Raw genomic sequence first — 25,725 nt, 5'->3', positions numbered from 1 at the left:
GTAGCGTCCGATCAGAACGGCGGATCGTCTGTTAGCGGCTCCGCCGTTGCGTCGCTGTGTTGGTCGTGCTGGACGATAAAGCGGGCGCGCTGGAAAAGTTCGTCGAACGTGATGATTTCGGGGCGGCGCACATTGCGGCGGAACAACTCAAACGACCGGACCTTGTCTTCATTTGGCCCGTGCTCGGTCTCGAACTCCGATAAGCTTCCCACGACGAGGTAGGCTCGAGGGTCAAAGTTAAACACGTGCTCGCCGGTGGGGTTGCCCTGCTGATCAGTAACGTCGATCTTGCGACCGATACTCTCCAGGGCAGCTTGAACTGTCGCTTGGACCTGGACGACGCCACCGGCAACTTCCGCTGATGGTGCAAAGGCTCGCGGTCGATAGTCCCGCGTCGAAAGCAGGGGGGTGTCATGCCGCTTAATCTCAACGAAGCACAGCGAGTTGATCCTCGCTCGCGTCTTCATGAGCGCATCAGCCCGCTTCCCCGCCATGCCGATGCGGTGACCTTGGACTACCTGCTCTAAGGTCCGATCATCGAGGGCGGTCGAGAACTGAAAGGAGAGACCATAGCCGAAGACCCATGTGTTAGCTTCAAAGAATGTCTGCCAGACGTCCTCCGGCCGCTTGGACGGCCCGAGGATGGATTGTTCCCCGCGGAAGTATTCTGGATCGCTCAGCAGGCGCTCGAAACGATCTAGTTGTTTGCGCCGGTAGCCGAGCGCGATGAGGTCTCGTTTTAGGTCTGCGCCTTCGGCAACCTGTATGAACATATCCTCGTGATCGCGGAAGAGTTGCTGCGCATCTGCCTTGCTAAGCAGAAGGTTTCGTAGCTCGGACGCACTGACATGACGCTTTCCGCTGTCATCTAAGGGGAGTGACGGGATGCAGGCGAGGAACTCGATAAGCTTGGTGATCTCCTCCCCCGTGAAGGTGAAATGCTGGTCCGTCGGGAATATATCACTCGTGAACCGTTGAAGGGTCAGCGACTTTATGGCGCGGCTGTCCTCTAGGAATACCGCCTTGATCTGTTGCCGTCGGCTCGAAGTAGTCCGCACGACGACCTCGTCATTTACCATGTAGAAGACTGGACCACCCTCAACTTCCACGACTTGCGATGCGATCCGCGCGGGATCGCCCCCCCGCTGAAATCGACTGCCGACGATGGTCTTTCCCGGCACGCGGTTGAAGAAGTAGGAAGGGTCGTCCACCATAGGCTCCTCGCAGTCTCCGAAGCCGCTTACATACCCGCAAGGGCACGAAGCGGGAACAAGGACCATAGCCCGTCACCATAGAGCCGGGAAAAAGCCGGAGCCGCGGTCCGGGATGCCGTGCGCGGCAGTCTGATATCGTCCCGGAACGTGCCTTGCCTGTGACACCGAGGTGTGACACTTGGAGCATCGCAGGACGGCGTAAGTTATTGTTTCTGTTAGTGCGGTGGTATGCCGGGAGAGTTTCCTGCCGGGCCCACCGCGCGCCGCGCGGCGGTGAGCAGATCGTCCAGACTGGCTGGCCGCACACAGCGCGCATCGAGCAGGTCGAGCACCGTATCCCACCAATGATGGAAGCGCATCAGGTCGGCCGCATCGCGGACGTAGGGCGTGTAACCCGGCTGAAGCGACGGCGAGTGGAACGCGAAGTTCAGCACCCGCACGCCCTCCCCCAGCGCGATGCGGATCGCCTCCAACGCCTCGGTCACCGGCACGCCTTCAGGTGTCAGCGGCACGCGCGACAGCAGGCCGGTACGGGCGAACAATCCCCGCCCACGAGGGATATTGGCAAGCGCGGGATGCAGGCGCTGCCCGACGCTGCGCAAAACGCCGGTGTAAGTGGTCGTCAGCGGCAGTTCGAGCAGCCCGTCCTGCCGGAACGCCTGCGGGCCGATCCGGGTGAAGTCGGGGCCGCCGTCGCGCGTGTAATCGTGTCGCGATCGCATCGACGTATCGAGCGCATAGCCGCGCGACGCGAGCAGCGTCGCCATTCCCGATCCGATCCCGTAGCGCCCGGCGCGAAATGCCCTGGGGGGACGGCCGAACGACGTAGTGATCGTATCGGTCAGGCAATCGAGCTTCGCCGCGACCAAGTCGGGCGGGAGGTTGCACAGGTATGAGGCGGCGGGCGAAGCCGCTTCCTCATGCGGCGGGTTGACCCAAGGATGAAGCTGCGCGCCGATCGCCGACCGGCCGTCGGCCAGCGCGTCGCACAACACCTGCACGGCGCGTGCATCCGTCGCGACGGGATGATCGACCAGATAGGTCACGCCGATCCCGCGCCCGGCGAAGCGTGCGTGCATGTCGGGAATGGCGCCGATCGCCGTCACCGACCGCGCATTGCGATCGAACGGCGCGGACCAGTCGAATTCTTCCTCCGTATCAACAAAGATAGTGAAGCGCGTGCCGAAATCCTCGGGCCATCGCATCAGGTCGCCGGGCGGCGGCGCGCGCCATCGCACGGGCAGCGTCGACGGGGTATCCGTCACAGTCAGATCGTCGACGCCCATCCCATGCCGCCGATCAACGCCGCGGGCAGCGTCAGTGTCAAGCGCGTCGCGCCGATCATCAGGCTGCCGCCCAACTCGCTCGCCAGATTGCGCGCCAGCCGCAGCGCGAAACCGGTGCCGAGCAACGGCGCGCCGGGAAGATCGGCCTCACGCTCCGCATCCAGGCTCAGCAGCGCCGCATCGGGCACCGCCGCAAGCGTGGCCGGGCGGGTGAAGTCGATCCGGGCGAGCCCGGCATCACCGGCGTGTGCGCCGACTGCGATCCGCTCCCCCGGCCCACCCGCCGACACGAGTGCGGCGAGCAGCCGCGACAACAGGCGCTCGGCGACACGATCATCGCAGCCGAGCAGCAAGGTGTCGTCGACCGGCGCGATGTCGATCGTGCACCCGCGCAAGACGGCGAGCGGAGCGAGATCGCCCGCCAGACGCGCCAGCAACGGCGCGAGCGCGAGTTCGCCGCCGCGCAACTCCAGCGCATCGCCCTCGATCCGCGCGGCGATATCGAGATCCTCGATCGCGGCGATCAGATCGGCGGCATGGGTGCGGATCGTCGCGGCGCGTTCGCGGTAGATCGGGGAGACGGGGCCGAGCAACTGGCTTTCGATCAGTTCAGAAAAGCCCGCGATGGCGTTGGTCGGGGTGCGCAATTCGTGGACCAGGCGGCGCAACCCCTCCGACGCGCCGTTCGATGGACGCAGATTGCCCGCGGCATCCTCGTCCGCGCGCGGACGACGCGCCGCGCCGCGGAAGCCGGTGAAGCGTCCGGTCGCGTGGTCGAACGCGGGCACGCCCGAGATGCGCCAGTCGCCGGCCAGCGCCGATGCCCCGCCGACGCTCAAACGCGCATCGGTGAACATCGTACGACGCCGAAACGCCCCGCCAGCGACGCCGTCGACATGCGGTAAGCCATCGGCGGCGGGATGGGCGAAGGACAAACCGATCACGGCGCCGCGCGGGCTTGCGTCGATCCAGCGGATCATGCCTTCGGCATCGGTTTCAAAGCGGAACGCCGACACCGCTGCGGCGTCGTCATGACGTTCGACCGCAGGCAGTTCCGCGCCGGGCTCACGCGCGCGCTGGAAGGCGGCGATCCGGTCGACCAGTTCGGCAATCTCGAAGCGCGGCGCGGCTGCCGAGGGTTCATCGGCGCGACGACGCGCCTCCGCCACGATCGGCAACGTCTCGGCGATCTTTCCGAGCGACACGAACGGGCCGGTCCCGACCGGCGGCGCGGTCGGTTGATCTACCGCGACGGGTTTCGGGACGGGCGGCGCGTCGTAGGACAGCGAAAAGTCGGTCGCACCGAAGCTTTCGAGCGCGCGCGTTACCGGATCGCCCAGGTCGGTCCGCCCGCGCAGCACCGACCGCCCCGTCGGGCCAAGCCGCGGCAACAGGTCGATCCACTCGGCATCGCCCAGCCGCGCCGCCCGCAGCGCTGCACTCGCCACCGCGGGTTCGTCTTCGGCGAAGAAGGCGACCAGCGCGGCGGGCGGTGCGGCGATGGCCAGCGATCGCGCGACGGCGCTCCGCAAATCGGCCGACACCCCTGCACGCAACGACCGAAGCCGGTCCAGCATGTCGTCGGTCGGATCGATACGGCGGCGCGCCAGTAGGTCTGCGATCTGGCGGAATGCCGCGCGCGCACCGAAATCGGTCGACGCATCCGCCGCCAGAACCGTCTTCAGGCTGTCGTCGAACCGCACCCGTGCCGCCCCGTTCCGGCCTGAACCATTCACGCCTGTAAATTTTTCCTAACGGCGCTGAACGCTGCGGGGAACAGGCCATTTGGAGAGCGTCGCAATGTGGGACAATTGCGTTCACGCGCAATTATCCTATGCTGGGGATGTCATTCTCGCCACGAAAGTACGTGGCCGACCAATAAGAGGGACGTGTGGCGCTGGATAGTATCGACCGGCAGATTCTGGCCTTTCTGCAGGAAGACGGCCGCATGACCAACGTCGACCTGGCGGAGCGCGTCGGGTTGACCGCGCCGCCCTGCCTTCGGCGCGTGCGCGCGCTGGAACAGGCGGGGGTCATTCGCGGCTATCATGCGGATTGCGACGCGGGCCGGCTGGGTTTTCCGATCACGGTCTTCGCGATGGTCAGCCTGCGCAGCCAGGCCGAACGCGACCTCGCCGCATTCGAGGAGCATGTCGCGGCGATCCCCGAAATTCGCGAATGCCACATGCTGAACGGAGAGATCGATTTCATCCTGAAAATCGTCGCACCCGATCTTGAGACGTTTCAGCGTATCCTGACGACCCATCTGACGCCCGCGCCGAACGTCGCCAGCGTCAAATCATCGCTGACGATCCGCACCGCAAAGGCGATGCCAGGCGTACCGATCCCCGCCTGAACGCCGACGAAAAAAGGGGCGGCGTTTCCGCCACCCCTTCGTCGTCCGGGTTCTGCCGACGCATCACGCGGTCGGCGGATTGTCCAGATAGGTCGTCCAGAGCGCACCGATTTCCGCGCGCGGCGCGGTCTTCACCGCGGCGAAGGCAGCCTTTGCGCCTTCCTTGTCGCCCAACTTCGCCAGCGCGATGCCCAGCCTGGTGTTGACCGTATCGGCATCGACGCCCGGCTTGGTCAGGGCGGCGCGATAGAGATCGGCCGCCTTCGCATTGTCGCCGGCGCCGAGGTACACGTCCCCCGTGCTGGCGGCGAGCTTAGCATTACCCGCCTTGCCCTTTGCTTCGAGCGGCGCGAGCGAACCCTCGTTCTTCACGCCCAGATCGGCCGCCTTCATCAGGTCGTTCGCGGTCGCACTATCGGCGGGAATCTTGCCGGCGGCCTTGCCCTCGGCCAGCACCGCTTTGGCTTCGTGCGGCAAACCCAGGTCGATCGCGAACTGGGCGTAGATTTCATAATCATATTGATCCGCCAGCGACTTGGTCTGGCGCAGCAGGCGATACAGATCGACCTTCTGCCCCTTGTCCAGCGTCACGACGCCCTGCTGCTGCAAGCCGTACGTGAAGGCCACGTCGCGCCACGTCTTCGAATTCGGATAGGCGATCGCATAGCGTTTCAGCCACGCGGTCGTTTCCGCCCCCATCTTCTTCTGGTGCGTCTGCGCGATCGCATAACGATAAAGCGATTCTTCCGGCTTCGTGCCCGCCGCGGTTTGCGCCGCCATCGTCTTCTGCAACTCGGCCGAACCGCCCGCGATATCCCCGCTCTCGAATTTCAGCTTCGTCAGCTGAAGCGCGAGGTTCGGGTCGCTGTAGCCCAATTGCTGCGCGCGCTGGAAAAACGTCAGCGCCTCCTGCGGCTTCTTCGCATTATATGCGATTACGCCGCGCTGGAACACGAAACGGGGCAGATCGGTCGCTGGCGTCTTTGGATTGGCGATCAGCGCGTCGAGTGGGCCGACGAGCTGGCTTTCGTTGATCGCGCCGCCGGCCGCGGTCATCTTGCCCGCCGCCAGCATGTAGCGGAAGACCGAGCTGATATAGCGATCGTCGTCGGTCTTTGCGCCGGCCTCGACCTGCGCGACCAGCGGCTCGGCAGTCGCATAGTCCTTGGCGTTCAGCGCGGTCTGCGCCTCGCTGGCCTGCTTGACGATTTCCTTGCTGAGCTTCAGGCCGGGGGCCTTCGCCTCTTCCTTCTTTTCCTTGGCGATCGCGGGCGCGGTCAGCGCGAGTCCGCCGACGCTGGCGAAGAGCGCCGCGGCGATCGCGGTCCTGGACATGGTCTTCATCGAAAAATCTCTCCCTAGTCGCGGACGTCACCGCCTCGCACCGCGCTCTAATCGAGCGCCGAACAACGTTCAAGAAACCCGCATCAAGTGACTTCGGCCCGCTGAACGTACATTGAACATCCGTGGTTCGGGCGATAGCGCGGATCGGACATGATCGCCGTACTCTCCCCTGCCAAGACGCTCGACTATGCGAGTCCCCTGCCCGCTTTGGAAGCGACGCATCCGCGGTTCGCCGCAGCGGCGGAGACGCTCGCCGCAGCGGCGGCGCGGATGTCGAGGAAGAAGCTGGGCGAACTGATGCATATCTCGGACAAACTGGCGGCGTTGAACGCCGACCGGTTCCGCGGGTTTGCCGATCAGCCCGAACGCCCGGCGATCTTCGCGTTCGACGGCGACGTCTATGCCGGGCTGGAGGCGAAGACGCTGGATGCCGCGGCGGTGGATTTCGCGCAGGATCATGTGCGGATGCTGTCGGGACTTTACGGATTGCTGCGTCCACTCGATCTGATGCGGCCCTATCGGCTGGAGATGGGCACACGCTGGGCGCCGCGGCGGAAAAAGCTGACCGACTGGTGGGGCGATCGGATCGCCGACGCATTGGCGGAGGATGTCGCGGCCGAGGGTTCGGGTGTCGTGCTGAACTTGGCGAGCCAGGAATATTGGGCGGCGGTCGAGGGGCGGTTGCCTGCTGCGGTCCGCGTGATCGCGGTCGATTTTCGCGAGGCCGACGGGCGCTTCATCAGTTTCCACGCGAAGAAGGCGCGCGGGATGATGGCGCGCTGGCTGATCGAGCACCGGATCGACGATATCGCGGCGATGAAGGGGTTCGACAGCGATGGTTATCGCTTCGCCGACGCCGACGGCGACCGCTGGACCTTCCAGCGCGCATGAGCGGCGCCATCGTCATCGGCGCATCCGGCGGAATCGGGAAGGCGCTGGTTGAAGCTCTGATCGAGGAAGAACGCGCCGTCCGCGGCTTTGCGCGGTCTTTCGCGGGTGCGGACCATATCGACCTGGAGGACGAAGCGAGCATCGCCGCCGCCGCCGCACGCAGCGGATCGCCCGATCTGGTGATCGTTGCGACCGGATTGCTGCACGAAGGCGAAAATGGCCCGGAAAAAGCGCTCCGCGACCTCGACCCCGCCTGGCTCGCGCGCATCTTCGCGATCAACACGATCGGCCCCGCGTTGATCGCCAAGCATTTCTTGCCCGTAATGCCGAAGACCGGGCGCTGCGTGTTCGCCGTGCTGTCCGCCCGCGTCGGCAGCATCACCGACAACCGGCTGGGCGGCTGGCACGGCTATCGCGCGTCGAAGGCGGCGCTGAACCAGATCATCCGCACCATCGCGATCGAGGAAAAACGCCGCAACGATCGCTTAATCGTGGTCGGACTCCACCCCGGCACGGTCGACACCGCGCTCTCGAAGCCGTTTCAGCGCAGCGGGCGCGACCTGTTCGCGGCTGATCGCGCGGCGGTGCAATTGCTCGACGTGATCGACGACCTAAAGGCCGCAGACAGCGGAAAGGTTTTTGCGTGGGACGGGGCCGAAGTCCCCGCCTGATTCCTCTACGCGTGCGCGCCTGCGCGTGACTTTGGCGGTCGCCCGTCCTAGAACCGTCACATAAACGACTCCCCATTCGAAAGCCCCAAGATTTGACCGACGAGACCCTCCTCGCCGACCCTTCGGACATCGCCCCCATCTCGATCGTCGACGAGATGAAGACCAGCTATCTCGATTATGCGATGAGCGTCATCGTGGCGCGCGCGCTGCCCGACGTCCGCGACGGGTTGAAGCCGGTGCATCGCCGCATCCTGCATTCGGCGAACGAAAACGGCTTCCTCTACAACCGGCCGTATCGCAAATGCGCGCGCATCGTCGGCGACGTGATGGGTAAATACCATCCCCACGGCGACAGCTCGATCTACGAAGCATTGGTTCGGATGAGCCAGGACTGGTCGATGCGCGTGCCGTTGATCGACGGTCAGGGCAATTTCGGGTCGATGGATCCCGATAAAGCCGCCGCGATGCGCTATACCGAGGCGCGGCTGGCGAAGGTGGCCAATGCGCTGCTCGGCGATCTCGACAAGGACACGGTCGACTTCATCCCGAACTACGACGGGTCGGAGCGCGAGCCTGCGGTCCTGCCCGCGCGCTTCCCCAACCTGCTGGTCAATGGCGCGGGCGGCATCGCGGTCGGGATGGCGACGAACGTCCCGCCGCACAATCTGGGCGAGATCATCAACGCGTGCCTCGCGTTCATGGACCGGATGGAGAGCGGCGAGCCGCAGCTGACGACCGAGGAATTGCTCGAGATCGTCCCCGGCCCCGATTTTCCGACCGGCGCGATCATCCTGGGCCGTGCGGGCGCGCGCTCGGCCTATGAGACCGGACGCGGATCGATTCTGCTGCGGTCGCGCCACATCATCGAGGAAGGGCGCGGCGATCGGCGTTCGATCGTACTCACCGAAATCCCGTATCAGCAGGGCAAGAACGCGCTGGTCGAGCGGATCGCGGAAGCCGCCAAGGACAAGCGCATCGAAGGCGTCAGCGACATCCGCGACGAATCGAACCGCGAAGGCGTGCGGATCGTCATTGACCTGAAGCGCGACGCGACGCCGGAGGTGGTGCTGAACCAGCTGTGGCGGCACACGCCGGCGCAGGGATCGTTCGCGGCCAACATGCTGGCGATCCGCGGCGGCCGGCCAGAATTACTCAACCTGCGCGACATCATCGCGGCGTTCGTCGGCTTCCGCGAGGAAGTCATCACGCGGCGCTCCAAGTTCGAACTCGCCAAGGCGCGCGACCGCGCGCACATCTTGCTCGGGCTGGTCATCGCGGTGACGAACCTGGACGAGGTGGTGAAGATCATCCGCGGGTCATCCAGCCCCGCCGAAGCGCGCGCGAAACTATTGTCGCGCGACTGGCCGATCGCGGAGATCGCGCAATATATCAAGCTGGTCGAAGCGGTCGAGGTCGAGATCACCGGCGACACCTATCGGCTGTCCGAAACGCAGGTCCGCGCGATCCTCGACCTGCGCCTCCACCGCCTGACCGCACTCGGCCGCGACGAGATCGGCAACGAGCTGCAGGGGCTGGCGGATTCGATCACCGAATTGCTGGCGATCCTGTCCGACCGGATCAAATTGTTCGCGGTAATGCGCGAGGAGCTCATCGCGGTGCGCGACGAATCCGCCACCCCGCGCCGCTCGGAGATCGTCAACGCGGTCGACGGGATCGACGACGAGGATCTGATCGAGCGCGAGGAGATGGTCGTGACCGTGACGGTCGGCGGCTATATCAAGCGCACCAGCCTCGACACGTTCCGCGCGCAGAAGCGCGGCGGCAAGGGTCGCGCGGCGATGGCGACGAAGGAAGAGGATGTCGTCACCGAACTCTTCGTGACGAGCACGCACACGCCGGTGCTGTTCTTCTCGACGCTGGGCAAGGTCTATCGCCTGAAGGTGTGGCGTTTGCCCGAAGGCGGCGCCAACACGCGCGGACGTCCGATGGTGAACCTGCTGCCGCTGGCGGCGGGCGAGACGATCTCGACCGTGCTGCCGCTGCCCGAGGACGAGGACGAATGGGGCAAGCTGCACGTCATGTTCGCGACCGCCAAGGGATCGGTGCGCCGCAACAGCATGGACGCGTTCACCAACGTGCCGTCGAACGGCAAGATCGCGATGAAGTTCGAAGGCGTCGACGAGGACGACCGGCTGATCGGCGTCGCCCTGCTCGACGAAGGCGACGACGTGCTGCTAGCGACGCGTCAGGGCAAGGCGATCCGCTTCGCCGCGAACGAGGTGCGCGAATTCCAGAGCCGCAATTCGACCGGCGTGCGCGGCATCAACCTGAAGCGCGACGACGCGGTCATTTCGCTGTCGATCCTCCACCGCGTCGGCACCAGCCAGGAGGAGCGCGAGGAATATCTCCGCTTCGCCCCGTGGAAGGAACGCGAAGGCGAGATGACGATGCAGGCCGATCGCTATGAGGAATTGCAGTCGAGCGAGCAGTTCATTCTGACGGTGTGTGCTAACGGCTACGGCAAGATGTCGTCGGCCTATGAATACCGCCGCACCGGGCGTGGCGGTCAGGGCATCACCAACATCGACAACATCAAGCGCAACGGCCCGGTCGTCGCCAGCTTCCCGGCGAGCAAGGGCCAGCAACTGATGCTGGTCACCGATCAGGCGAAGATGATCCGGATGCCGCTTACCTCGATGCGCGTCATCGGGCGCGGATCGGCGGGCGTGCGGTTGTTCAATGTCGCCGACGACGAACACGTCGTTTCCGCCGCGCGGATCGACGAGGAGGAGGCGCCCGAGAACGCCGCGGAGGACATGGTCGCCGCGGAGATCGCCGAGACGCCGCGGAGCGATCCGCTGCAACTCGACGACGGGACCGGAACGACGGATGATGCGGAGGGTGGCGAGTGAGCCATCCCCTCACTGCGTATAAGGTGCTGACCGCGGAGCAGATGGCGGCCCTCGAACGCGACGGCGCGTTCGCGGGCGCGCCGGTCGACCTGGCCGACGGCTACATCCATATGTCGACCGCCGAGCAACTGACCGAAACCGTCGACAAGCATTTCGCTGGGCAGACCGACCTGCACGTCGCCGCGGTCGACTTGGCGGCGCAAGGCGATTGCCTGAAATGGGAGGAATCACGCGGCGGCCAGCTGTTTCCGCACATCTATGGTCCACTGCTGCTGGAGACGGTGGTCGCTTACGGTCCGTTGGCGCGCGATAAGGACGGGATGGTGAAGCTGCCGGTGGCTGGCTGATCCCGCGAACCACCCAGGCGAACGCCGGGGTGGTCTGTTGGTTCAAGCATACAAATCCACCACCTCCGCCCCCTCGCCCACCGCATCCAGCAACAAGGTCCGGTGGCAGTGGCAAGGATCGCGTTCGTAACACAGCAACGCGGACGGCATCTCCGCCGCCAACCCCATCATCACCGCTGCCTGCACCTGCGCCTCGGGCAGTTCGAGTTGCCCGGCGTAAACCGCCCGCAGCGCAGCGACGTCGCCTTTCTTTGCCGCATCGCGCCCGGCCTTTGGCGTGCCGAGCGCCTTCAGATGAGCGTAGTCGATCCCCGCTTCCCTAAGCGAAGCGGCCAGTGACGATTTCGAAAAACCCGGCCTCCGCGACAACGGCAGCGCGCGGACGTCGATCACACGCTGCACCCCCGCCCCGGTCAGCGCGGCGAGAAACTCCGCCATCGTCGTGGCTTCATAACCGATCGTGAAAATCCGCATGGGACGAAGGTGGCGCGGCGGGCCTGACAGCGCAACCGCGAGACGCTATCGGACTTGGCATGACTCATGACATCCACATCATCGGCGGCGGGCTCGCCGGTAGCGAAGCTGCGTGGCAGTTGGCGGAGGCGGGGGTTCGCGTTCGCCTGTCGGAAATGCGCGGTAGCGGTGACGGCACCGCTGCACACAAGACCGACGGGCTGGCCGAACTGGTATGCTCCAACAGCTTTCGATCGGACGATGCCACATCCAACGCGGTCGGGCTGCTGCATCAGGAACTGCGCACGCTCGGCTCGCTCATCATGCGACAAGCCGATCTTCACCGTGTGCCCGCCGGGTCAGCGCTGGCGGTCGATCGCGATCTTTTCTCCGAAAGCGTGACGACGGCGATCGCGTCGCATCCGAACATCACGCTCGTCCGCGAGCGCGTAGACGCGCTGCCCGACGGTCCGGCGATCATCGCCACCGGTCCGCTGACCGCGCCTTCGCTCGCCACCGGCATCGCCGAGGCGACAGGACGCGAGGCGCTGGCGTTCTTCGACGCGCTCGCCCCGATCGTCCACCGCGAGACGATCGACATGGAGGTCGCGTGGTTCGCCTCGCGCTGGGACAAGGGCGACACGAAAGACTATATCAACTGCCCGATGACGAAGGAAGAGTATCTCGCCTTCCACGCCGGGCTGATCGCGGGCGAAAAGTCCGAATTCCGCGAATGGGAAAAGGACACGCCCTATTTCGACGGCTGCATGCCGATCGAGGTGATGGCGGAGCGCGGGGTCGACACGCTACGCTACGGTCCGATGAAGCCCGTGGGCCTCGACGATCCGAGGACCGGGCGCTGGCCGCACGCGGTCGTGCAGCTGCGGCAGGACAATGCGCAGGGCACATTGTGGAACATCGTCGGCTTCCAGACCAAGCTGAAGCACGCCGAACAGGTGCGGCTGTTCCGCACCATTCCGGGGCTGCAGAATGCGGAATTTGCGCGGTTGGGCGGGCTTCACCGCAACACGTTCATCCGATCGCCCGAACTGCTCGACGGCACGCTGCGGCTGAAATCGCGCCCGAACGTCCGCTTCGCCGGGCAGATCACCGGGTGCGAGGGATACATCGAAAGCGCGTCGATCGGGCTGCTCGCCGGGCGCTTCGCCGCGGCTGAACTGCGCGGCGAAACCATGACGCCACCGCCGGTCGAAACCGCGCTGGGCGCGCTGCTGAATCATATCACAGGCGCGGCTGTCGCGGAGACGTATCAGCCGATGAACGTCAATTTCGGGCTGTTTCCGCCGATCGAGGGCCGCACGAAAAAGGCCGATCGCAAGCGGATGTACACGGATCGCGGTCGCGCCGCGCTGGCGGACTGGATCACTCCTCCGGCTGAACCGGCGGACACACGCAGCGCGGTTTCCCAGACCGTTTGACCGCGGTGGTGGCGAATTCGTCCGCCGCCATCGCGCCCGATTTATCCTTGTCCGCGGCGGCGAATTTGGTCGTCGTCTTCAGCGCCCATTCGTCGAACGTCAGCCGCCCGTCGCCGTTGGTATCCAGTTTCGCATAGGCCTTTCGCCGCGACACGAGATATTCGTCGCGCGTGACCTTGCCGTCGCGATCCTTGTCGTAGCGGTCGAAACGCTTCTGTTCGCGGGTCTTCGCGGTCGCCTCGGGGACGGTCGCGGGCAAGGCCGCGTTCTCAACTTCCGTCGATGCCTCTCCCGGCGGCGCGACGGGAAGGACGGGTTGGGTTCGCGCACGGCCACCCATGAAGGTCCACGCCGCAGCGAACAACAGCAGCGCCGCGACGCCGAGCACCAGATACCGCCACATCGCTTACCGCTCCCCCTTGCCCGTCCGCGATGCTAACGGGTTGGACGCGCGCGGCAATCCCCGTCCCGACTCCTTTTCAGCGGCCGGTCAGCCGATGCCATGCGAGCCGCCCGACGCGGGCCGGTGAGCCGGGGGCGCTGTGGCCGACCAGATCCATCCTTGCGCTATGCGCCAACGCGCCGAGCGGGCGGCCCGTCCCGCTCCATCGCCATTTGCACGCGGAGGCCAGCAGCGGCGTGGCCAACCGCGTCGCCGACGCGCGGGTTTCCGGCCGCGCGGTGATGCGCGCCAGATCGGCCAACGCCCAACCCTGGCCCGCTTTTTCCACTAGGTCGGACGCGCCGAGCAAGTCCCCGGCAACGCGAAACAGCCCCGCGCGCGCCACGGCGAAGGCCCTCAGCGCGGCTTCGTCGGGCTCGTCCAGCAACCGCTCCCACCCCTCGATCATCGCGGCCAGCGCCTCGCCGTCCACCTGCGCTGCCTGCAACACGCGCAGGATCGGTTGCGCAGGCGGCGCAGCGGCGGACAGCGCCGACAACGCCTCATACCACCACGTCAACCGCATCTGCGCGACCAGCGGCTCGCGCGTGCCGAGCGCCAGTTTCGCCAGCGTCGCGTCGAGCGCGAACAGCGCGGCCAGCGTTCGCCGTCGGTCCGCGGGCGCATAGGAAAGCGCCAGCATCCGTTCGGGATGTCCCGCGGCGGGATCGATCCCAAAGGTAACCGCGTCGTTAACCATATTGATTGAGGCGGGCTTAGCCCAGTTCGTCGCATGGCGACATCCGGGGACCATCTTTACGTTCGGCGGGAATTGCAATGCGGGGTGAGGGAGCGCGACGGAACGACAGGCAGGGCGGGCTCCTCGGACGCCTCCGCCGCGACACGCGCGGCAATACGCTGGCGATGATGGCGATCGCCATGGTTCCGATGTCGGCGCTCGCCGGGTCCGCGGTCGACATGGCGCGGCTTTACGTGGTGAAGGTGCGGCTGCAACAGGCGTGCGACGCAGGCGTGCTGGCGGGCCGGAAATTCATGACCGACAGCAACGACACGACGCTGGACACCACTGCAGCGGCGCAGGCGAAAACATTCTTCGACAACAATTTCAAATCCGGGTGGATGAACACGAAGACCGTGTCGTTCGTCCCCAACAAGACCACCGACCGGCAGGTCGCGGGCGTCGCGTCCGCGGTCGTCCCGATGACCGTCATGAAGATGTTCGCCGCCCCCGACACGACGCTGAACGTGACGTGCGAGGCGCGCTACGACATCGCCGACACCGACATCATGTTCGTGCTCGACACGACCGGCTCGATGGCGTGCCTGCCGTCTGACAGCGCAAGCACTTGTTCAAGCTACGCGGGCAGCGCGACGAAAGTGGAATACACCCGGCCGACCACCAGTGGCGGCGTGGCTGGCTATGCTGGAACGATAGCGGTCGGCACGACCGAGAGGGCGGGTTCGCGCATCGATGCCCTGCGAGAAGCCGTGTTGGGCTTCTACGACACGATGGTGGCCAATGCCGATCCGTCGACCCACATCCGCTATGGGTTTGTGACCTATTCCTCGGCCGTGAATGTCGGCCAGGCGATCCTGGACATGGACGCAAGTTACATGGTCGGCGGCGACGGCAGCGAGACGCAGACCTATCAGTCGCGCGTCGTCAACGCTGACGTGGTCACTAAAACGGTGACGGACAATAACAATAACGGAAAGTCGAGCACGGCGTGCACGGCATCCGCACGTACCCCCAGCACTGCCAAGACGTACGCTCCATCCACCGGAACGGCGTCCAGAACCTATGACTTCTGGAGCGGCAGCGTCTGCCAGACCAGGACCGACACGCTGATACCTCAGTGGCAGTATCGGCAGGCGGCGTTCGACGTGAGCCAAGTCGTGGCCGGCAATGTCATCACCGATCCGACCAAGGTACACGGTCAGACGACGAGATGGGCCGGTTGCATCGAATCGACCGTCGACAGCCCCGGTACATCGACTTTCTCGACCACCAGCCTACCGTCCGAACTCAATCCCGATATCGTGCCAACCGGCGCGCAGCGTTGGTGGCCATATCTGGCGGACCTGACATATTATCGCTACGATAACTCTTCGGACGGCGACGATGTTGCCTACAATCCAAATTACGGAGTCGACCCCTGGGCGCCCGATAAGAAAATCGGGAAGGCTAACTACACCAAATTCGATCGGCGCGACAGCGGTAGTACTGCGTGCGGAAAGCCCGCCAAGCGGCTGGGCGTAATGACGCGCACCGACGTCGACAACTTTGTCAACGCGACTGATTTCGTGCCGATGGGCGGCACGTATCACGACATCGGCATGATCTGGGGCACCCGGCTGATTTCTCCGACCGGCATCTGGGCGAGCGATACGGCCGCGTGGCCGGGCCGCGGCGCGCCAAATCGCGTGATCGTTTTTCTCACCGATGGCGACATGGCCCCGAACACCACCACGTACGGTATGTACGGTATCGAGACGTATGACAAACGGGTCGCGGGCTCGAGTGGAACCGACCTGACGACGTTGCACAACGCTCGCTTCCTCGCCGCATGCGAGGCGGCGAAAGCGCGCCAGATCGATGTCTGGACGGTGGCGATCGATACCAGTTCGTCGACCGAATTGCAGAGCTGTGCCTCCTCGACCGCGCAGGCGCTCTTTTCCACGACCGGGACCGGTCTGTCCGATGCCTTCAAGAAGATCGCGAAACAGGTCGCGATGCTGCGGGTGTCGAAATGAGACCAGCCCGTTTCGCGCTTCGGATTGCGGAAGACCGGCGCGGCAACACGGTCATCGAATTCGCCATCGTCGCGCCGGTGATGATGGCGCTGCTGATGGGATTGGGCGATCTGATGCATCAGGCCTACGCGCAGTCGATCCTCGACGGTGCGGTGCAAAAGGCCGCGCGCGATTCCGCGATCGAGGGCGGCGCGGACAATACATCGACGTTGGACGACAAGGTCAAGGCGATCGTCGGGAACATCGTCAAGAACGGCACCTGGACGTCGACGCGCAAGAGCTATTCCAGCTTCTCGCTCGTGAAGCCCGAATATTTCGACGACAAGAACAGCGACGGCATCCGGCAGGCGGGCGAATGCTATGACGACGTCAACGCGAACGACAGATATGATACGGATCCGGGCCGCACCGGTCAGGGCGGAGCCGAGGACGTCACGCTCTACACGATGACGGTCAGCTATCCGCACGTCTTCCCGGTCGCCAAGCTGGTCGGGTTGGCCGGTGACGCCTCGATTTCATCGAAAACGCTGTTGAAGAATCAGCCCTACAAGTCGCAGGTCGTCACCACGATCAAGAAGGTGTGCGTATGATCGCCGTGGCGTTTCGACGTGTGCGCGCGGGATTTTCCGGACTGCGCGCCGACGCCAGCGGTCTCGCGCTGCTGGAATTCGCGCTGTCGCTGCCGATAGTCCTCGGGCTCGGCCTGTACGGCGTGGAAACCGCCAACCTTGCGCTGACCAACATGCGGGTCAGCCAGATCGCGCTGAACCTGGCCGACAACGCCGCGCGCGTGGGTGAACGGCAATCGAACAATTCGGTCCAGCTGCGCGAAATCGACGTGAACGACGTGCTCGCCGCGACGCGCATCCAGGGCGAGCGCATCGATCTGGCGAACCGCGGCCGGGTCATCCTGTCGAGCCTGGAGGAGCAGGACGGCAACCAGGTGATCCACTGGCAACGGTGCCTGGGGAAGAAGAACGGTACGGGATTCGATTCCAGCTACGGCACCACGACCACGACCGACGGGACGGACAAGACCACCGCCAACGACGGCACGATAGCGACCGGCGGCATGGGCGATGCTGGATCGAAGGTGACCGCACCGGACGATTCAGGCGTGATGTTCGTCGAGATCAACTACCAATACAAGCCGATCGTCAACACGACCTGGCTGCCCGGCGGTTCGGCGCGCATCCATTATATCGCATCGTTCATCGTTCGCGACCGGCGGGTGTTCGACCAGATCTACAACCCGAACCCCGCCGCCACGCGCATGACGTGCAACCTCTACACCGCCTGACCGTCGCTCACCCGCGGTAACAGACCTTCGTCACCGCGCCGACGATCTTGTCGGCGGTGATCAGCGCCAGCTTCTCCAGGTTCGCCGCGTACGGCAGCGGCACGTCCTCGTTCGTCACGCGCAGCACCGGCGCGTCGAGGTCGTCGAAGCCTTCCTCCATGCAGATCGTGATGATCTCGGACGCGATCGAGCAGGTCGGCCAGCCTTCCTCGACCACGACCAGGCGATTGGTCTTGGCGAGCGACGTCAGCACCGCCTGCTTGTCGAGTGGGCGGAGTGTACGGAGATCGATGACTTCGGCCTCGATCCCCTCGCCCGCCAGCGTCTCCGCGGCCTCCAGCGCCAGGCCGACGCCGATCGAGTAGCTGACGATCGTCACGTCCTTGCCTTGGCGCATCGTCCGCGCCTTGCCGATCGGGAGCACCCAATCGTCGAGTTTCGGCACTTCGAACGACCGGCCGTAAAGCAGTTCGTTCTCAAGGAAGACGACCGGATCCTGCGTGCGGATCGCGGCCTTCAGCAAACCCTTGGCATCCGCCGCGTCGTACGGCGCGATGACGATCAGGCCGGGAACGCTGGCGTACCACGGCGCGTAGTTCTGCGAATGCTGCGCGCCGACGCGCGACGCCGCGCCGTTCGGGCCGCGGAACACGATCGGGCAGCGCATCTGGCCGCCCGACATATAGTTGGTCTTGGCGGCCGAATTCACGATGTGGTCGATCGCCTGCATCGCGAAGTTGAAGGTCATGAACTCGACGATCGGACGCAGGCCGCCCATCGCCGCGCCCGTGCCGACGCCCGCAAAGCCGTATTCGGTAATCGGCGTGTCGATGACGCGCTTGTCGCCGAATTCGTCGAGCAGCCCCTGCGTAACCTTATACGCGCCCTGATACTGGGCGACTTCCTCACCCATAACGAACACGCGGTCGTCGGCGCGCATTTCCTCCGCCATCGCATCGCGCAACGCCTCGCGGACGGTGGTCTTCACCATCTCGGTCCCCTCGGGGATCGCGGGATCGGAAACGACCGCGACCTTGTCGTTGACCAGTTGCGCGGTACCGCTTTCGGCCTTCTTCTCCCTCTCCCCGCTTGCGGGGAGAGGGGCAGTGTCGGAGGAGGCCGCTTCCGGTTGCCCCTCTCCCCCGCCCTCTCCCCGAAGGGGAGAGGGAGATTTGTCTTCACCCTCCGCGTCCAGCGTCGCGATGACCGTCCCGACCTTCACGTTATCCGTGCCCTCGGCGATCAGGATTTTCCCGATCGTGCCTTCGTCGACGGCTTCGAATTCCATCGTCGCCTTATCGGTTTCGATCTCGGCCATGATGTCGCCCGACTTCACCGTGTCGCCTTCCTTGACGAGCCACTTGGCGAGCGTGCCTTCTTCCATCGTGGGCGACAGCGCCGGCATCTTGATGTCGATCGCCATCTCAATAGGTCTCCACCAGCACGTCGGTATACAATTCGGCAGGCTCCGGCTCTGGGGTGCTTTCGCTGAAATCCGCCGCTTCGTTGACGACCTTGCGGATGTCCTGTTCGATCTTCTTCAGCTCGTCTTCCTTCACGCCCGCGGCGTCGAGCAGCTTCTTCACGTGCTCGATCGGGTCGGACTTGTCGCGCACCGCCTGCACTTCTTCGCGGCTGCGGTATTTCGCCGGGTCGCTCATCGAATGGCCGCGGTAGCGATAGGTCTTCATCTCCAGGATGACCGGCCCCTTGCCCGCGCGCACCCATTCCAGCGCGGTTTCAGCCGCGCCGCGCGACGCGAGCACATCCATCCCGTCGATCTGGAGGCCCGGAATGCGGAAACTCTCGCCGCGGCGGAACAACTGGTCCTCGGCCGACGAGCGGTTCACCGCAGTGCCCATCGCATATTGGTTGTTCTCGATCACGAAGATGATCGGCAGCTTCCACAGCTCGGCCATGTTGAACGCTTCGTACACCTGGCCCTGGTTCGCCGCGCCGTCGCCGAAGTATGCGAGGCACACGCCGCCGTCACCCTTGTACTTGTGGCTGAAGCCCAGCCCCGCGCCCAATGACACCTGCGCCCCGACGATGCCGTGCCCGCCGTAGAATTTATGCTCGACGCTGAACATGTGCATCGAGCCGCCCTTGCCCTTCGAGATGCCCGCCTGGCGCCCGGTCAGCTCGGCCATCACGTCTTTCGGCGGAATACCGCACAATAGCATATGGCCGTGGTCGCGATATCCGGTGATGACCGAATCCTTGTCGGTCAGCGCAGATTGCAGGCCGACCGCGACCGCCTCCTGCCCGATATACAGATGGCAGAAGCCACCGATCAGCCCCAGGCCGTACAGCTGCCCCGCCTTCTCCTCGAACCGGCGGATCAGCAGCATGTCCTTATAGAATTGCAGCAGCTCGTCCTTCGTCGCCTCATACGGTGCGGGTTCGGACGGGCGTTCGCGGTTCGGCGCGGGGGGCGCTGCGCTGGCGCGGGGGGCTTTTGCCACAGGTTCTGCCTCAAGCTTTACGGGGTGTTTCCGTAGGGGAGGCCGGGGCTATAGTCCGGGAGATACGAGACGCGCAACGTGTGTGGCGTGCGGTGGTTGCCGACACCGCCCGCCCCGCCTAAGCCGCGCAGCGCATGGCCACGCATCCCTTCCGTATCGCCAATTTCCGCTTCTACTGGCTCTCCCGGCTTACCGGCACTGTCGGTTCCAGCGCTTTGGCGATCCTGATCGGCTGGCAGGTGTATGGCTTGGCCCGGCAAACGATGGACATCCGCGAGGCGGCGTTTCTCCTCGGGATGATCGGCGTCGCGCAGTTCGTGCCGTTGATGCTGCTGACCCCGCTGGTCGGGCTTGTGGCGGACAGTGTCGACCGGCGCTGGATCGTTCGCGTGACCACGGCGCTGCTCATGCTGGCGACGGCGTTGCTGGGCTTCCTGACCTGGCAGGGCGCGCTCGGCCTGCCCGCCCTTTTCGGCGCGGCGGTGCTGATGGGTGTCGTACGCGCCTTCGCCGGCCCCGCCTATTCGGCGCTCGCGCCCAATCTGGTGCCGCGCGAAAGCCTGCCGACCGCGATCGCGATCAGTTCGATCGCATGGCAGGTCGGGACGATCGCGGGGCCAAGTCTTGGCGGACTGCTCTTCGCGATCCATCCTGATTTCGCCTACGCTACCATAACGGCGCTGTTCGCGGTTGCGCTGGCGATGATCTTCCTGATCGGTCCGGTTCCCCAGCCCGCGGTCGACCGGACGCACCGGCCGTTTGCGCGAATCGTCGACGGCTTCGTCTATGTTCGCCGGAACCGGCTGGTGCTAGCCGCGATCACGCTCGATCTTTTTGCGGTGTTGCTCGCCGGCGCAACGGCGCTGTTGCCGATCTATGCGCGCGACATTCTGCACGTCGGCGCGAGCGGACTGGGCCTGCTCGCAGCAGGCATGGGGATCGGCGCCGCCAGCGCGGCAATATGGTTCTCCTTCCATCCGATGAAGAACGACGTCGGTCGTAAGATGCTGTGGTCGGTCGTCATCTTCGGCCTCGCGATCCTGGTCTTCGGCGTCTCGACCCATTTCTGGATCAGCCTCGGGGCGCTGATCGTGGCGGGCGTCGCGGACATGGTCTCGGTCTATGTCCGGTCGTCGCTGATCCAGCTGCACACGCCGGACGAGATGCGCGGGCGGGTCAGCGCGGTGTCGCAGCTGACCATTTCGGCCTCTAACGAATTGGGCGAGGCGGAAAGCGGGCTGATGGCCGCGCTGCTGGGGCCGGTCGGCGCGGTGGTGGCCGGTGGCGTTGGCGCGATCGCGATCACTATTCTATGGTCGCGGCTGTTTCCCGAACTGAAACTTGCAAAGACGTTCGACCCGCCCGAAATTCTCGAACTGACCCCACAGCACGGAGCAGCGCAGCCATGAAGGCCAACACGATCCTCGACACGATCGGCAACACGCCACACATCCGCGTTGCGAAGCTGTTTCCGGACGCCGAGGTGTGGATCAAGTCCGAACGGTCGAACCCCGGCGGATCGATCAAGGACCGCATCGCGCTGTCGATGATCGAGGCAGCGGAAAAGTCGGGCGATCTGAAGCCGGGCGGAACGATTATCGAGCCGACGTCGGGCAACACCGGAATCGGCCTGGCGATGGTCGCCGCGGTCAAGGGTTACAGACTTGTGCTGGTGATGCCCGAGAGCATGAGCCTGGAACGCCGCCGCCTGATGCTGGCATATGGCGCCACGTTCGACCTGACGCCGCGCGAAAAGGGCATGAAGGGCGCGATCGAACGCGCGCTGGAGCTGGTCGAAAAGACCGACGGCGCGTGGATGCCGCAGCAGTTTGAGAATCCCGCGAACATCGACGTCCACGTTCGGACGACCGCGCAGGAAATCCTGGCCGATTTCGCCGACGCTCCCATCGACGCGCTGATCACCGGCGTCGGAACGGGCGGACACATCACCGGCGTTGCGGAAACGCTGAAGCAGAAATGGCCGAACCTGAAGGTGTATGCGGTCGAGCCGCAGGCGTCGCCGGTCATCTCCGGCGGCCAGCCCGGGCCGCACCCGATCCAGGGCATCGGCGCGGGCTTCATCCCCGCGAACCTGCACACGAAGTCGCTGGACGGCGTGATCGAGGTCGACGCTGCCGCCGCCAAGGACATGGCGCGTCGCGCCGCGACCGAGGAAGGGATGCTGGTCGGCATTTCGTCCGGCGCGACGCTGGCCGCGATCGCGCAGAAATTGCCCGACTTGCCCGCGGGTTCGCGCGTGCTGGGATTCAATTACGATACCGGCGAACGCTATCTGTCGGTGCCGGACTTCCTGCCCGAGGCCTGACCCTGCTTACCACCCCGGCGAAGGTCGGGGCCCAGTCGCACATGAATCGCAACTGGGCCCCGGCCTTCGCCGGGGTGGCGCCTTTTTGGTGATTGAAGACATTTGACCGAAGCCTCTCACCCTTCCCGACTGAATATCATACTCGCCGTGATCGCCCTCATCGCGATCGCGCTGCCGCTGCTCGTCGTCCATTATGCCCCCGCGCCCATCGCGCCACGCGGCATTCCGACACCGCAAACACGCGTCGTGGCGAAGACCGAACTTCCCCCCGTAGAACCGCTCAAGCTGATCGATCTGCCGCGCGAGGATGCACAGGCGATCAACGCGAAGGTGCCGCTATCGACCGCGCCCAACCCGCCCGCGCGCCCGTTCCGTTTCCTCGGCGGCGGCGAAGATTTCGCGCGCGCGACCGACTGCCTTGCGGCGGCGGTCTATTACGAGGCGGGGGACGACGCGACCGGCGAAAAGGCGGTCGCGCAGGTGATCCTCAACCGCCTGCGCCACCCTGCCTTTCCCAAAACGATCTGCGGCGTCGTGTTCCAGGGAGCGGAACGCAGCACCGGCTGCCAGTTCACCTTCACCTGCGACGGCGCGATGGCGCGCTATCGCCCGTCCGAGGCGGCGTGGACCCGTGCGCGCGACATCGCGACCTCGGCGTTGCAGGGCAAAGTATACAAGCCCGTTGGCTACGCCACGCATTATCACACCGACTGGGTCGTGCCGTACTGGAGCGCGAGCCTCGACAAGATCGCGATCGTCGACACGCACCTGTTTTTCCGCTGGACCGGCTGGTGGGGCACCCCGCCCGCGTTCAACCGCGGACAGGCCGGGGGGGAGCAGCCGGTCGCGCAGATGGCGGCGCTGTCGACCGCGCACGGCGGGGCGATCGGGCTGGCGAGCGCGGACGGAATGGTGAACGATGCGGTCCCATTCTTCGGCCGCACGCCCGCGCCGCTGCCGAACGATCCCGATACCTTCCTGACCGCGCTCAACCCGGCGCAGGCGGGCACGTTCCAGGCGATGGCGCTGTCGGCATGCGGCGATCGCCCGAAATGCCGCGTGATGGGCTGGACCGACCCCGGCCTGATGGGCTTCGTCACGCCGCTGACCGCCGAACAGATCGCGGGCATGTCGTTCAGCTATATCCGCGACCGCCCGGCGGAGTTCGAACGCACGTTGTGGAACTGCGGCGAGTTCCGCGGCCGGTCGCCGTGCATGAAGCAGCAGGTGCTCGATCGACCCGCCCCGCCGCGCGAAGGAGCGATCGCCCCGCCGACCGTCATCGTCACGCGCACCACGCCGGAACTGACTGGCGTGCGGCGGAAGGAGCCGGCGCCCGATCCGACCCCCACCGCCACGCAATAACTCAGGCCGCCCGAAACATCTCCGGCGGCAGCCCCATCACCGCGTCCGCCCCGCCCTCGATCTTGCGCTTCAGCGATCCGGTCTCGGGCAGTACGCGCTCGGCATAGAACCGCGCGGTCACCAGCTTCGCGTCGAGGAAGGCGGCGTCCCCCTCGCCCGCCGCCTTCAGCTTCGCCGCCGCGACCGCCATGCGCAGCCACATCAGCCCCACCGCGACGATCCCGGTCAGGTGCATATAAGGCACTGCGCCTGCGCCGATGTTGTTGGGGTTCGCCATGTTGCCCATGAACCACATCGTCGATGCCTGCAGGTCGCCCAGCGCCTTCTCCAGCCGCGCGGCGAAATCAGCGGTCGCCGCATCGCCCTTCGCCGCAGCGATCTCCTCGCCCACCACCTTGAAGAACAACTGGATCGCGCGGCCGCCGTTCATCGCCAGCTTGCGGCCCACCAAATCCATCGCCTGCACGCCGTTGGTGCCTTCGTAGATCATCGCGATCCGTGCATCGCGAACATATTGCTCCATCCCCCATTCGCGAATGTAGCCGTGCCCGCCGTACACCTGCTGCGCGGTCGTCGCGATCTCATAGCCCTTGTCGGTGCCGACGCCCTTGATGACCGGGGTCAGCAGCCCGATCAGGTCACCCGCGGTCTGGCGCTCCTCCTCAGTTCCGGCATTATGCTCCAGATCGACCTGCAACGCGCCCCACAGGCAGAGCGCGCGCAGCCCCTCGGTCCACGCCTTCCCTTCCATCAGCATCCGCCGCACATCGGGATGCACGAACAAGGTGTCCGCCTTCTCGCCCGGCTCAGCCGGCCCCGTCAGCGCACGGCCCTGACGCCTGTCACCGGCGTACTGCACCGCATTCTGATAGGCGGTTTCGCCAAGCGCCAGCCCTTGCAAGCCGACGCCCAACCGCGCGGCATTCATCATGATGAACATCGCGGCCAGCCCCTTCATTTCTTCTCCGACCAGCCAGCCGGTCGCGCCGTCGTAGTTCATCACGCAGGTCGAATTTGCGTGGATGCCCATCTTGTGCTCGATCGATCCGCAGGTGACCGCGTTGCGCGCGCCGAGCGATCCGTCCTCGTTCACCAGCACCTTCGGCACCACGAACAGGCTGATGCCCTTGGACGAATCCGGCGCGCCCGGCGTCTTTGCCAGCACCAGATGGATGATGTTGTCGACCAGGTCGTTCTCGCCCGCCGAGATGAATATCTTCGTGCCCGTGATCGCATAGGAACCATCGGCCTGCGGTTCGGCCTTGGTCCGGATCAACCCCAGATCGGTGCCGCATTGCGGCTCGGTCAGGTTCATCGTGCCGAGCCATTCGCCCGAAACCATCTTCGGCAGATACTGGGCCTGCTGCTCGGGCGATCCCTTCGCCAGCAACGCCGCGATCGCGCCGTGCGCCAGCCCGGGATACATCGCGAACGCCATGTTGGCGCTGATCATATATTCCTGAAACGCGGTCGAAACGACGTGCGGCAATCCCTGTCCGCCGAACGCCTCGGGCGCGGACAGCGTGGCCCAGCCCGATTCGACGAACTGCGCATAGGCTTCCTTGAAGCCCTTCGGGGTCGTCACGCTGCCGTCGTCATGCCGCGTACAGCCCTCCAGATCGCCCGACTGGTTGATCGGGAACAGCACCTCGGCGACGAACCGCCCGCCTTCCTCCAGCACGGCGTCGACCGTATCCGGCGTCGCCGCGGCAAAGCCTGTGACGTTGGCGTATCGGTCGAGCCCGACGACATGCTCCAGCACGAAACGCGTGTCGCGGACGGGGGGCGTATATTGCGGCATGATTTATCCCTTGTCTTGAGCGCGGCCGGCCTCGAGCACGGCGACGAATTCGTGAAGTTCGGCGATGGCGGCGTCGATGTCTCGCTTCTGCTCCTCGAGCAAAGCGATCCGCGCGGTCCCGCGGTCGATCGCGACCTGCCGCTGCAGCCGCCGCCCGTCGCCGACATCGTACAGGTCGATCATCTCGCGGATTTCGCCGAGGCTGAACCCCACGCGCTTCCCGCGCAATATCCACGCGAGCCGTGCACGATCGCGATGCGAATAGACCCGCGTCGTGCCCCGCCTAAGCGGCGCGATCAGGCCTTCGTCCTCGTAGAAGCGCAGCGCGCGCGGCGTCACCCCGAACTCGGCCGACAGATCGGTAATGGTGAAATTCTCGCGATCGCCCCGTTGAGGAATCGCGGCATAGGCGGCGACGGTCGACATGGCCGCCCGAT

Annotated in this window: 23 protein-coding genes; 12 read left to right on the top strand and 11 right to left on the bottom strand. The window is 65.3% G+C overall.

The window, feature by feature from the left end; all coding sequences use genetic code 11:
* Positions 1 to 11: 11 nt before the first annotated feature.
* The 3 genes from M0208_RS00955 to M0208_RS00945 form a co-directional block, all read right to left on the bottom strand.
* On the bottom strand, positions 12 to 1,211 hold the full coding sequence (locus tag M0208_RS00955; protein ID WP_258889877.1) for a Shedu immune nuclease family protein: 1,200 nt from the start codon (positions 1,209 to 1,211) through the stop codon (positions 12 to 14).
* A gap of 218 nt (positions 1,212 to 1,429) precedes the next feature.
* On the bottom strand, positions 1,430 to 2,479 hold the full coding sequence (locus M0208_RS00950) for a polysaccharide deacetylase family protein (protein WP_309546972.1): 1,050 nt from the start codon (positions 2,477 to 2,479) through the stop codon (positions 1,430 to 1,432).
* Between the two features lie 2 nt (positions 2,480 to 2,481).
* On the bottom strand, positions 2,482 to 4,203 hold the full coding sequence (locus tag M0208_RS00945) for a histidine kinase dimerization/phospho-acceptor domain-containing protein (protein WP_258889876.1): 1,722 nt from the start codon (positions 4,201 to 4,203) through the stop codon (positions 2,482 to 2,484).
* 188 nt (positions 4,204 to 4,391) lie between these two features.
* On the opposite strand from M0208_RS00945, the gene M0208_RS00940 reads away from it, so the two are divergent.
* On the top strand, positions 4,392 to 4,856 hold the full coding sequence (locus M0208_RS00940) for an Lrp/AsnC family transcriptional regulator (protein WP_258889875.1): 465 nt from the start codon (positions 4,392 to 4,394) through the stop codon (positions 4,854 to 4,856).
* 63 nt (positions 4,857 to 4,919) lie between these two features.
* Here the strand turns inward: M0208_RS00940 and M0208_RS00935 are convergent, their stop codons facing one another.
* Complete coding sequence (locus M0208_RS00935; protein ID WP_258889874.1) at positions 4,920 to 6,200, bottom strand: tetratricopeptide repeat protein; 1,281 nt, start codon at positions 6,198 to 6,200, stop codon at positions 4,920 to 4,922.
* A 150-nt stretch (positions 6,201 to 6,350) separates the two neighbouring features.
* Here M0208_RS00935 and yaaA point away from each other — a divergent pair, with 150 nt between their 5' ends.
* From yaaA to M0208_RS00915, 4 genes are all read left to right on the top strand, one after another.
* The gene (gene yaaA / locus M0208_RS00930; protein WP_258889873.1) at positions 6,351 to 7,091 is read left to right on the top strand and encodes a peroxide stress protein YaaA; all 741 of its coding nucleotides are present in this window, start codon (positions 6,351 to 6,353) and stop codon (positions 7,089 to 7,091) included.
* Positions 7,088 to 7,762 carry an SDR family NAD(P)-dependent oxidoreductase gene (locus tag M0208_RS00925; protein ID WP_258889872.1) on the top strand — a complete coding sequence of 225 codons (675 nt, stop codon included), beginning with the start codon at positions 7,088 to 7,090 and terminating at the stop codon, positions 7,760 to 7,762. Before yaaA ends, M0208_RS00925 begins: the two co-directional genes overlap by 4 nt.
* 92 nt (positions 7,763 to 7,854) lie before the next feature.
* The gene (gene gyrA / locus M0208_RS00920; RefSeq protein WP_258889871.1) at positions 7,855 to 10,635 is read left to right on the top strand and encodes a DNA gyrase subunit A; all 2,781 of its coding nucleotides are present in this window, start codon (positions 7,855 to 7,857) and stop codon (positions 10,633 to 10,635) included.
* Positions 10,632 to 10,982 carry a DUF952 domain-containing protein gene (locus tag M0208_RS00915; RefSeq protein WP_408988065.1) on the top strand — a complete coding sequence of 117 codons (351 nt, stop codon included), beginning with the start codon at positions 10,632 to 10,634 and terminating at the stop codon, positions 10,980 to 10,982. Before gyrA ends, M0208_RS00915 begins: the two co-directional genes overlap by 4 nt.
* 42 nt (positions 10,983 to 11,024) lie before the next feature.
* On the opposite strand, the gene M0208_RS00910 is transcribed toward M0208_RS00915, so the two are convergent.
* Positions 11,025 to 11,456, bottom strand: a complete 432-nt coding sequence (locus M0208_RS00910; protein WP_258889870.1) for a DUF488 family protein — start codon at positions 11,454 to 11,456, stop codon at positions 11,025 to 11,027.
* Positions 11,457 to 11,515: 59 nt separating this feature from the next.
* Here M0208_RS00910 and trmFO point away from each other — a divergent pair, with 59 nt between their 5' ends.
* A complete protein-coding gene (gene trmFO, locus M0208_RS00905; protein WP_258889869.1) occupies positions 11,516 to 12,874 on the top strand; it encodes a methylenetetrahydrofolate--tRNA-(uracil(54)-C(5))-methyltransferase (FADH(2)-oxidizing) TrmFO in 1,359 nt (452 codons plus the stop codon).
* Here the strand turns inward: trmFO and M0208_RS00900 are convergent.
* Both M0208_RS00900 and M0208_RS00895 read right to left on the bottom strand, forming a co-directional pair.
* Positions 12,819 to 13,277 (bottom strand): EF-hand domain-containing protein, encoded by a 459-nt coding sequence (locus M0208_RS00900; protein WP_258889868.1) that lies wholly within the window; start codon positions 13,275 to 13,277, stop codon positions 12,819 to 12,821. The genes trmFO and M0208_RS00900 overlap by 56 nt on opposite strands.
* A 76-nt stretch (positions 13,278 to 13,353) precedes the next feature.
* Positions 13,354 to 14,016, bottom strand: a complete 663-nt coding sequence (locus tag M0208_RS00895) for a squalene/phytoene synthase family protein (RefSeq protein WP_258889867.1) — start codon at positions 14,014 to 14,016, stop codon at positions 13,354 to 13,356.
* 77 nt (positions 14,017 to 14,093) lie between these two features.
* Here M0208_RS00895 and M0208_RS00890 point away from each other — a divergent pair, with 77 nt between their 5' ends.
* From M0208_RS00890 to M0208_RS00880, 3 genes are read left to right on the top strand one after another with little or no spacing between them, the layout of a single operon-like run.
* Positions 14,094 to 16,031 carry a TadE/TadG family type IV pilus assembly protein gene (locus M0208_RS00890; RefSeq protein WP_258889866.1) on the top strand — a complete coding sequence of 646 codons (1,938 nt, stop codon included), beginning with the start codon at positions 14,094 to 14,096 and terminating at the stop codon, positions 16,029 to 16,031.
* Positions 16,028 to 16,621, top strand: a complete 594-nt coding sequence (locus tag M0208_RS00885) for a TadE/TadG family type IV pilus assembly protein (protein ID WP_258889865.1) — start codon at positions 16,028 to 16,030, stop codon at positions 16,619 to 16,621. Before M0208_RS00890 ends, M0208_RS00885 begins: the two co-directional genes overlap by 4 nt.
* Positions 16,618 to 17,331: a TadE/TadG family type IV pilus assembly protein gene (locus tag M0208_RS00880; protein WP_258893134.1), complete on the top strand. Its 714-nt coding sequence runs from the start codon at positions 16,618 to 16,620 to the stop codon at positions 17,329 to 17,331. The genes M0208_RS00885 and M0208_RS00880 overlap by 4 nt, the downstream gene beginning before the upstream one ends.
* Positions 17,332 to 17,338: 7 nt before the next feature.
* Here M0208_RS00880 and M0208_RS00875 read toward each other — a convergent pair whose 3' ends face one another.
* Entirely contained in the window at positions 17,339 to 18,754 is a 1,416-nt protein-coding gene (locus M0208_RS00875) for a pyruvate dehydrogenase complex E1 component subunit beta (RefSeq protein WP_258889864.1), read from the bottom strand.
* A gap of 1 nt (position 18,755) precedes the next feature.
* On the bottom strand, positions 18,756 to 19,796 hold the full coding sequence (gene pdhA, locus M0208_RS00870) for a pyruvate dehydrogenase (acetyl-transferring) E1 component subunit alpha (protein ID WP_258889863.1): 1,041 nt from the start codon (positions 19,794 to 19,796) through the stop codon (positions 18,756 to 18,758).
* A 134-nt stretch (positions 19,797 to 19,930) separates the two neighbouring features.
* Between pdhA and M0208_RS00865 the strand changes: the two genes are divergently transcribed.
* From M0208_RS00865 to M0208_RS00855, 3 genes are all read left to right on the top strand, one after another.
* Complete coding sequence (locus M0208_RS00865; protein WP_258889862.1) at positions 19,931 to 21,205, top strand: MFS transporter; 1,275 nt, start codon at positions 19,931 to 19,933, stop codon at positions 21,203 to 21,205.
* Positions 21,202 to 22,122 carry a cysteine synthase A gene (cysK, locus tag M0208_RS00860; RefSeq protein WP_258889861.1) on the top strand — a complete coding sequence of 307 codons (921 nt, stop codon included), beginning with the start codon at positions 21,202 to 21,204 and terminating at the stop codon, positions 22,120 to 22,122. Before M0208_RS00865 ends, cysK begins: the two co-directional genes overlap by 4 nt.
* Positions 22,123 to 22,269: 147 nt before the next feature.
* Positions 22,270 to 23,487 carry a cell wall hydrolase gene (locus tag M0208_RS00855; protein WP_258889860.1) on the top strand — a complete coding sequence of 406 codons (1,218 nt, stop codon included), beginning with the start codon at positions 22,270 to 22,272 and terminating at the stop codon, positions 23,485 to 23,487.
* 1 nt (position 23,488) lies between these two features.
* Here M0208_RS00855 and M0208_RS00850 read toward each other — a convergent pair whose 3' ends face one another.
* Together M0208_RS00850 and M0208_RS00845 are read right to left on the bottom strand one after the other, a co-directional pair.
* Entirely contained in the window at positions 23,489 to 25,288 is a 1,800-nt protein-coding gene (locus tag M0208_RS00850; RefSeq protein WP_258889859.1) for an acyl-CoA dehydrogenase C-terminal domain-containing protein, read from the bottom strand.
* Between the two features lie 3 nt (positions 25,289 to 25,291).
* On the bottom strand, positions 25,292 to 25,714 hold the full coding sequence (locus M0208_RS00845) for a MerR family DNA-binding transcriptional regulator (RefSeq protein ID WP_258889858.1): 423 nt from the start codon (positions 25,712 to 25,714) through the stop codon (positions 25,292 to 25,294).
* Positions 25,715 to 25,725 lie beyond the last annotated feature (11 nt).

Origin of the sequence: Sphingomonas sp. SUN019 (assembly GCF_024758705.1) — a bacterium.
GTDB lineage: Bacteria > Pseudomonadota > Alphaproteobacteria > Sphingomonadales > Sphingomonadaceae > Sphingomonas.
Note: the sequence above shows the minus strand (reverse complement) of the source record. Positions and strands in the feature narration are given on the sequence as shown.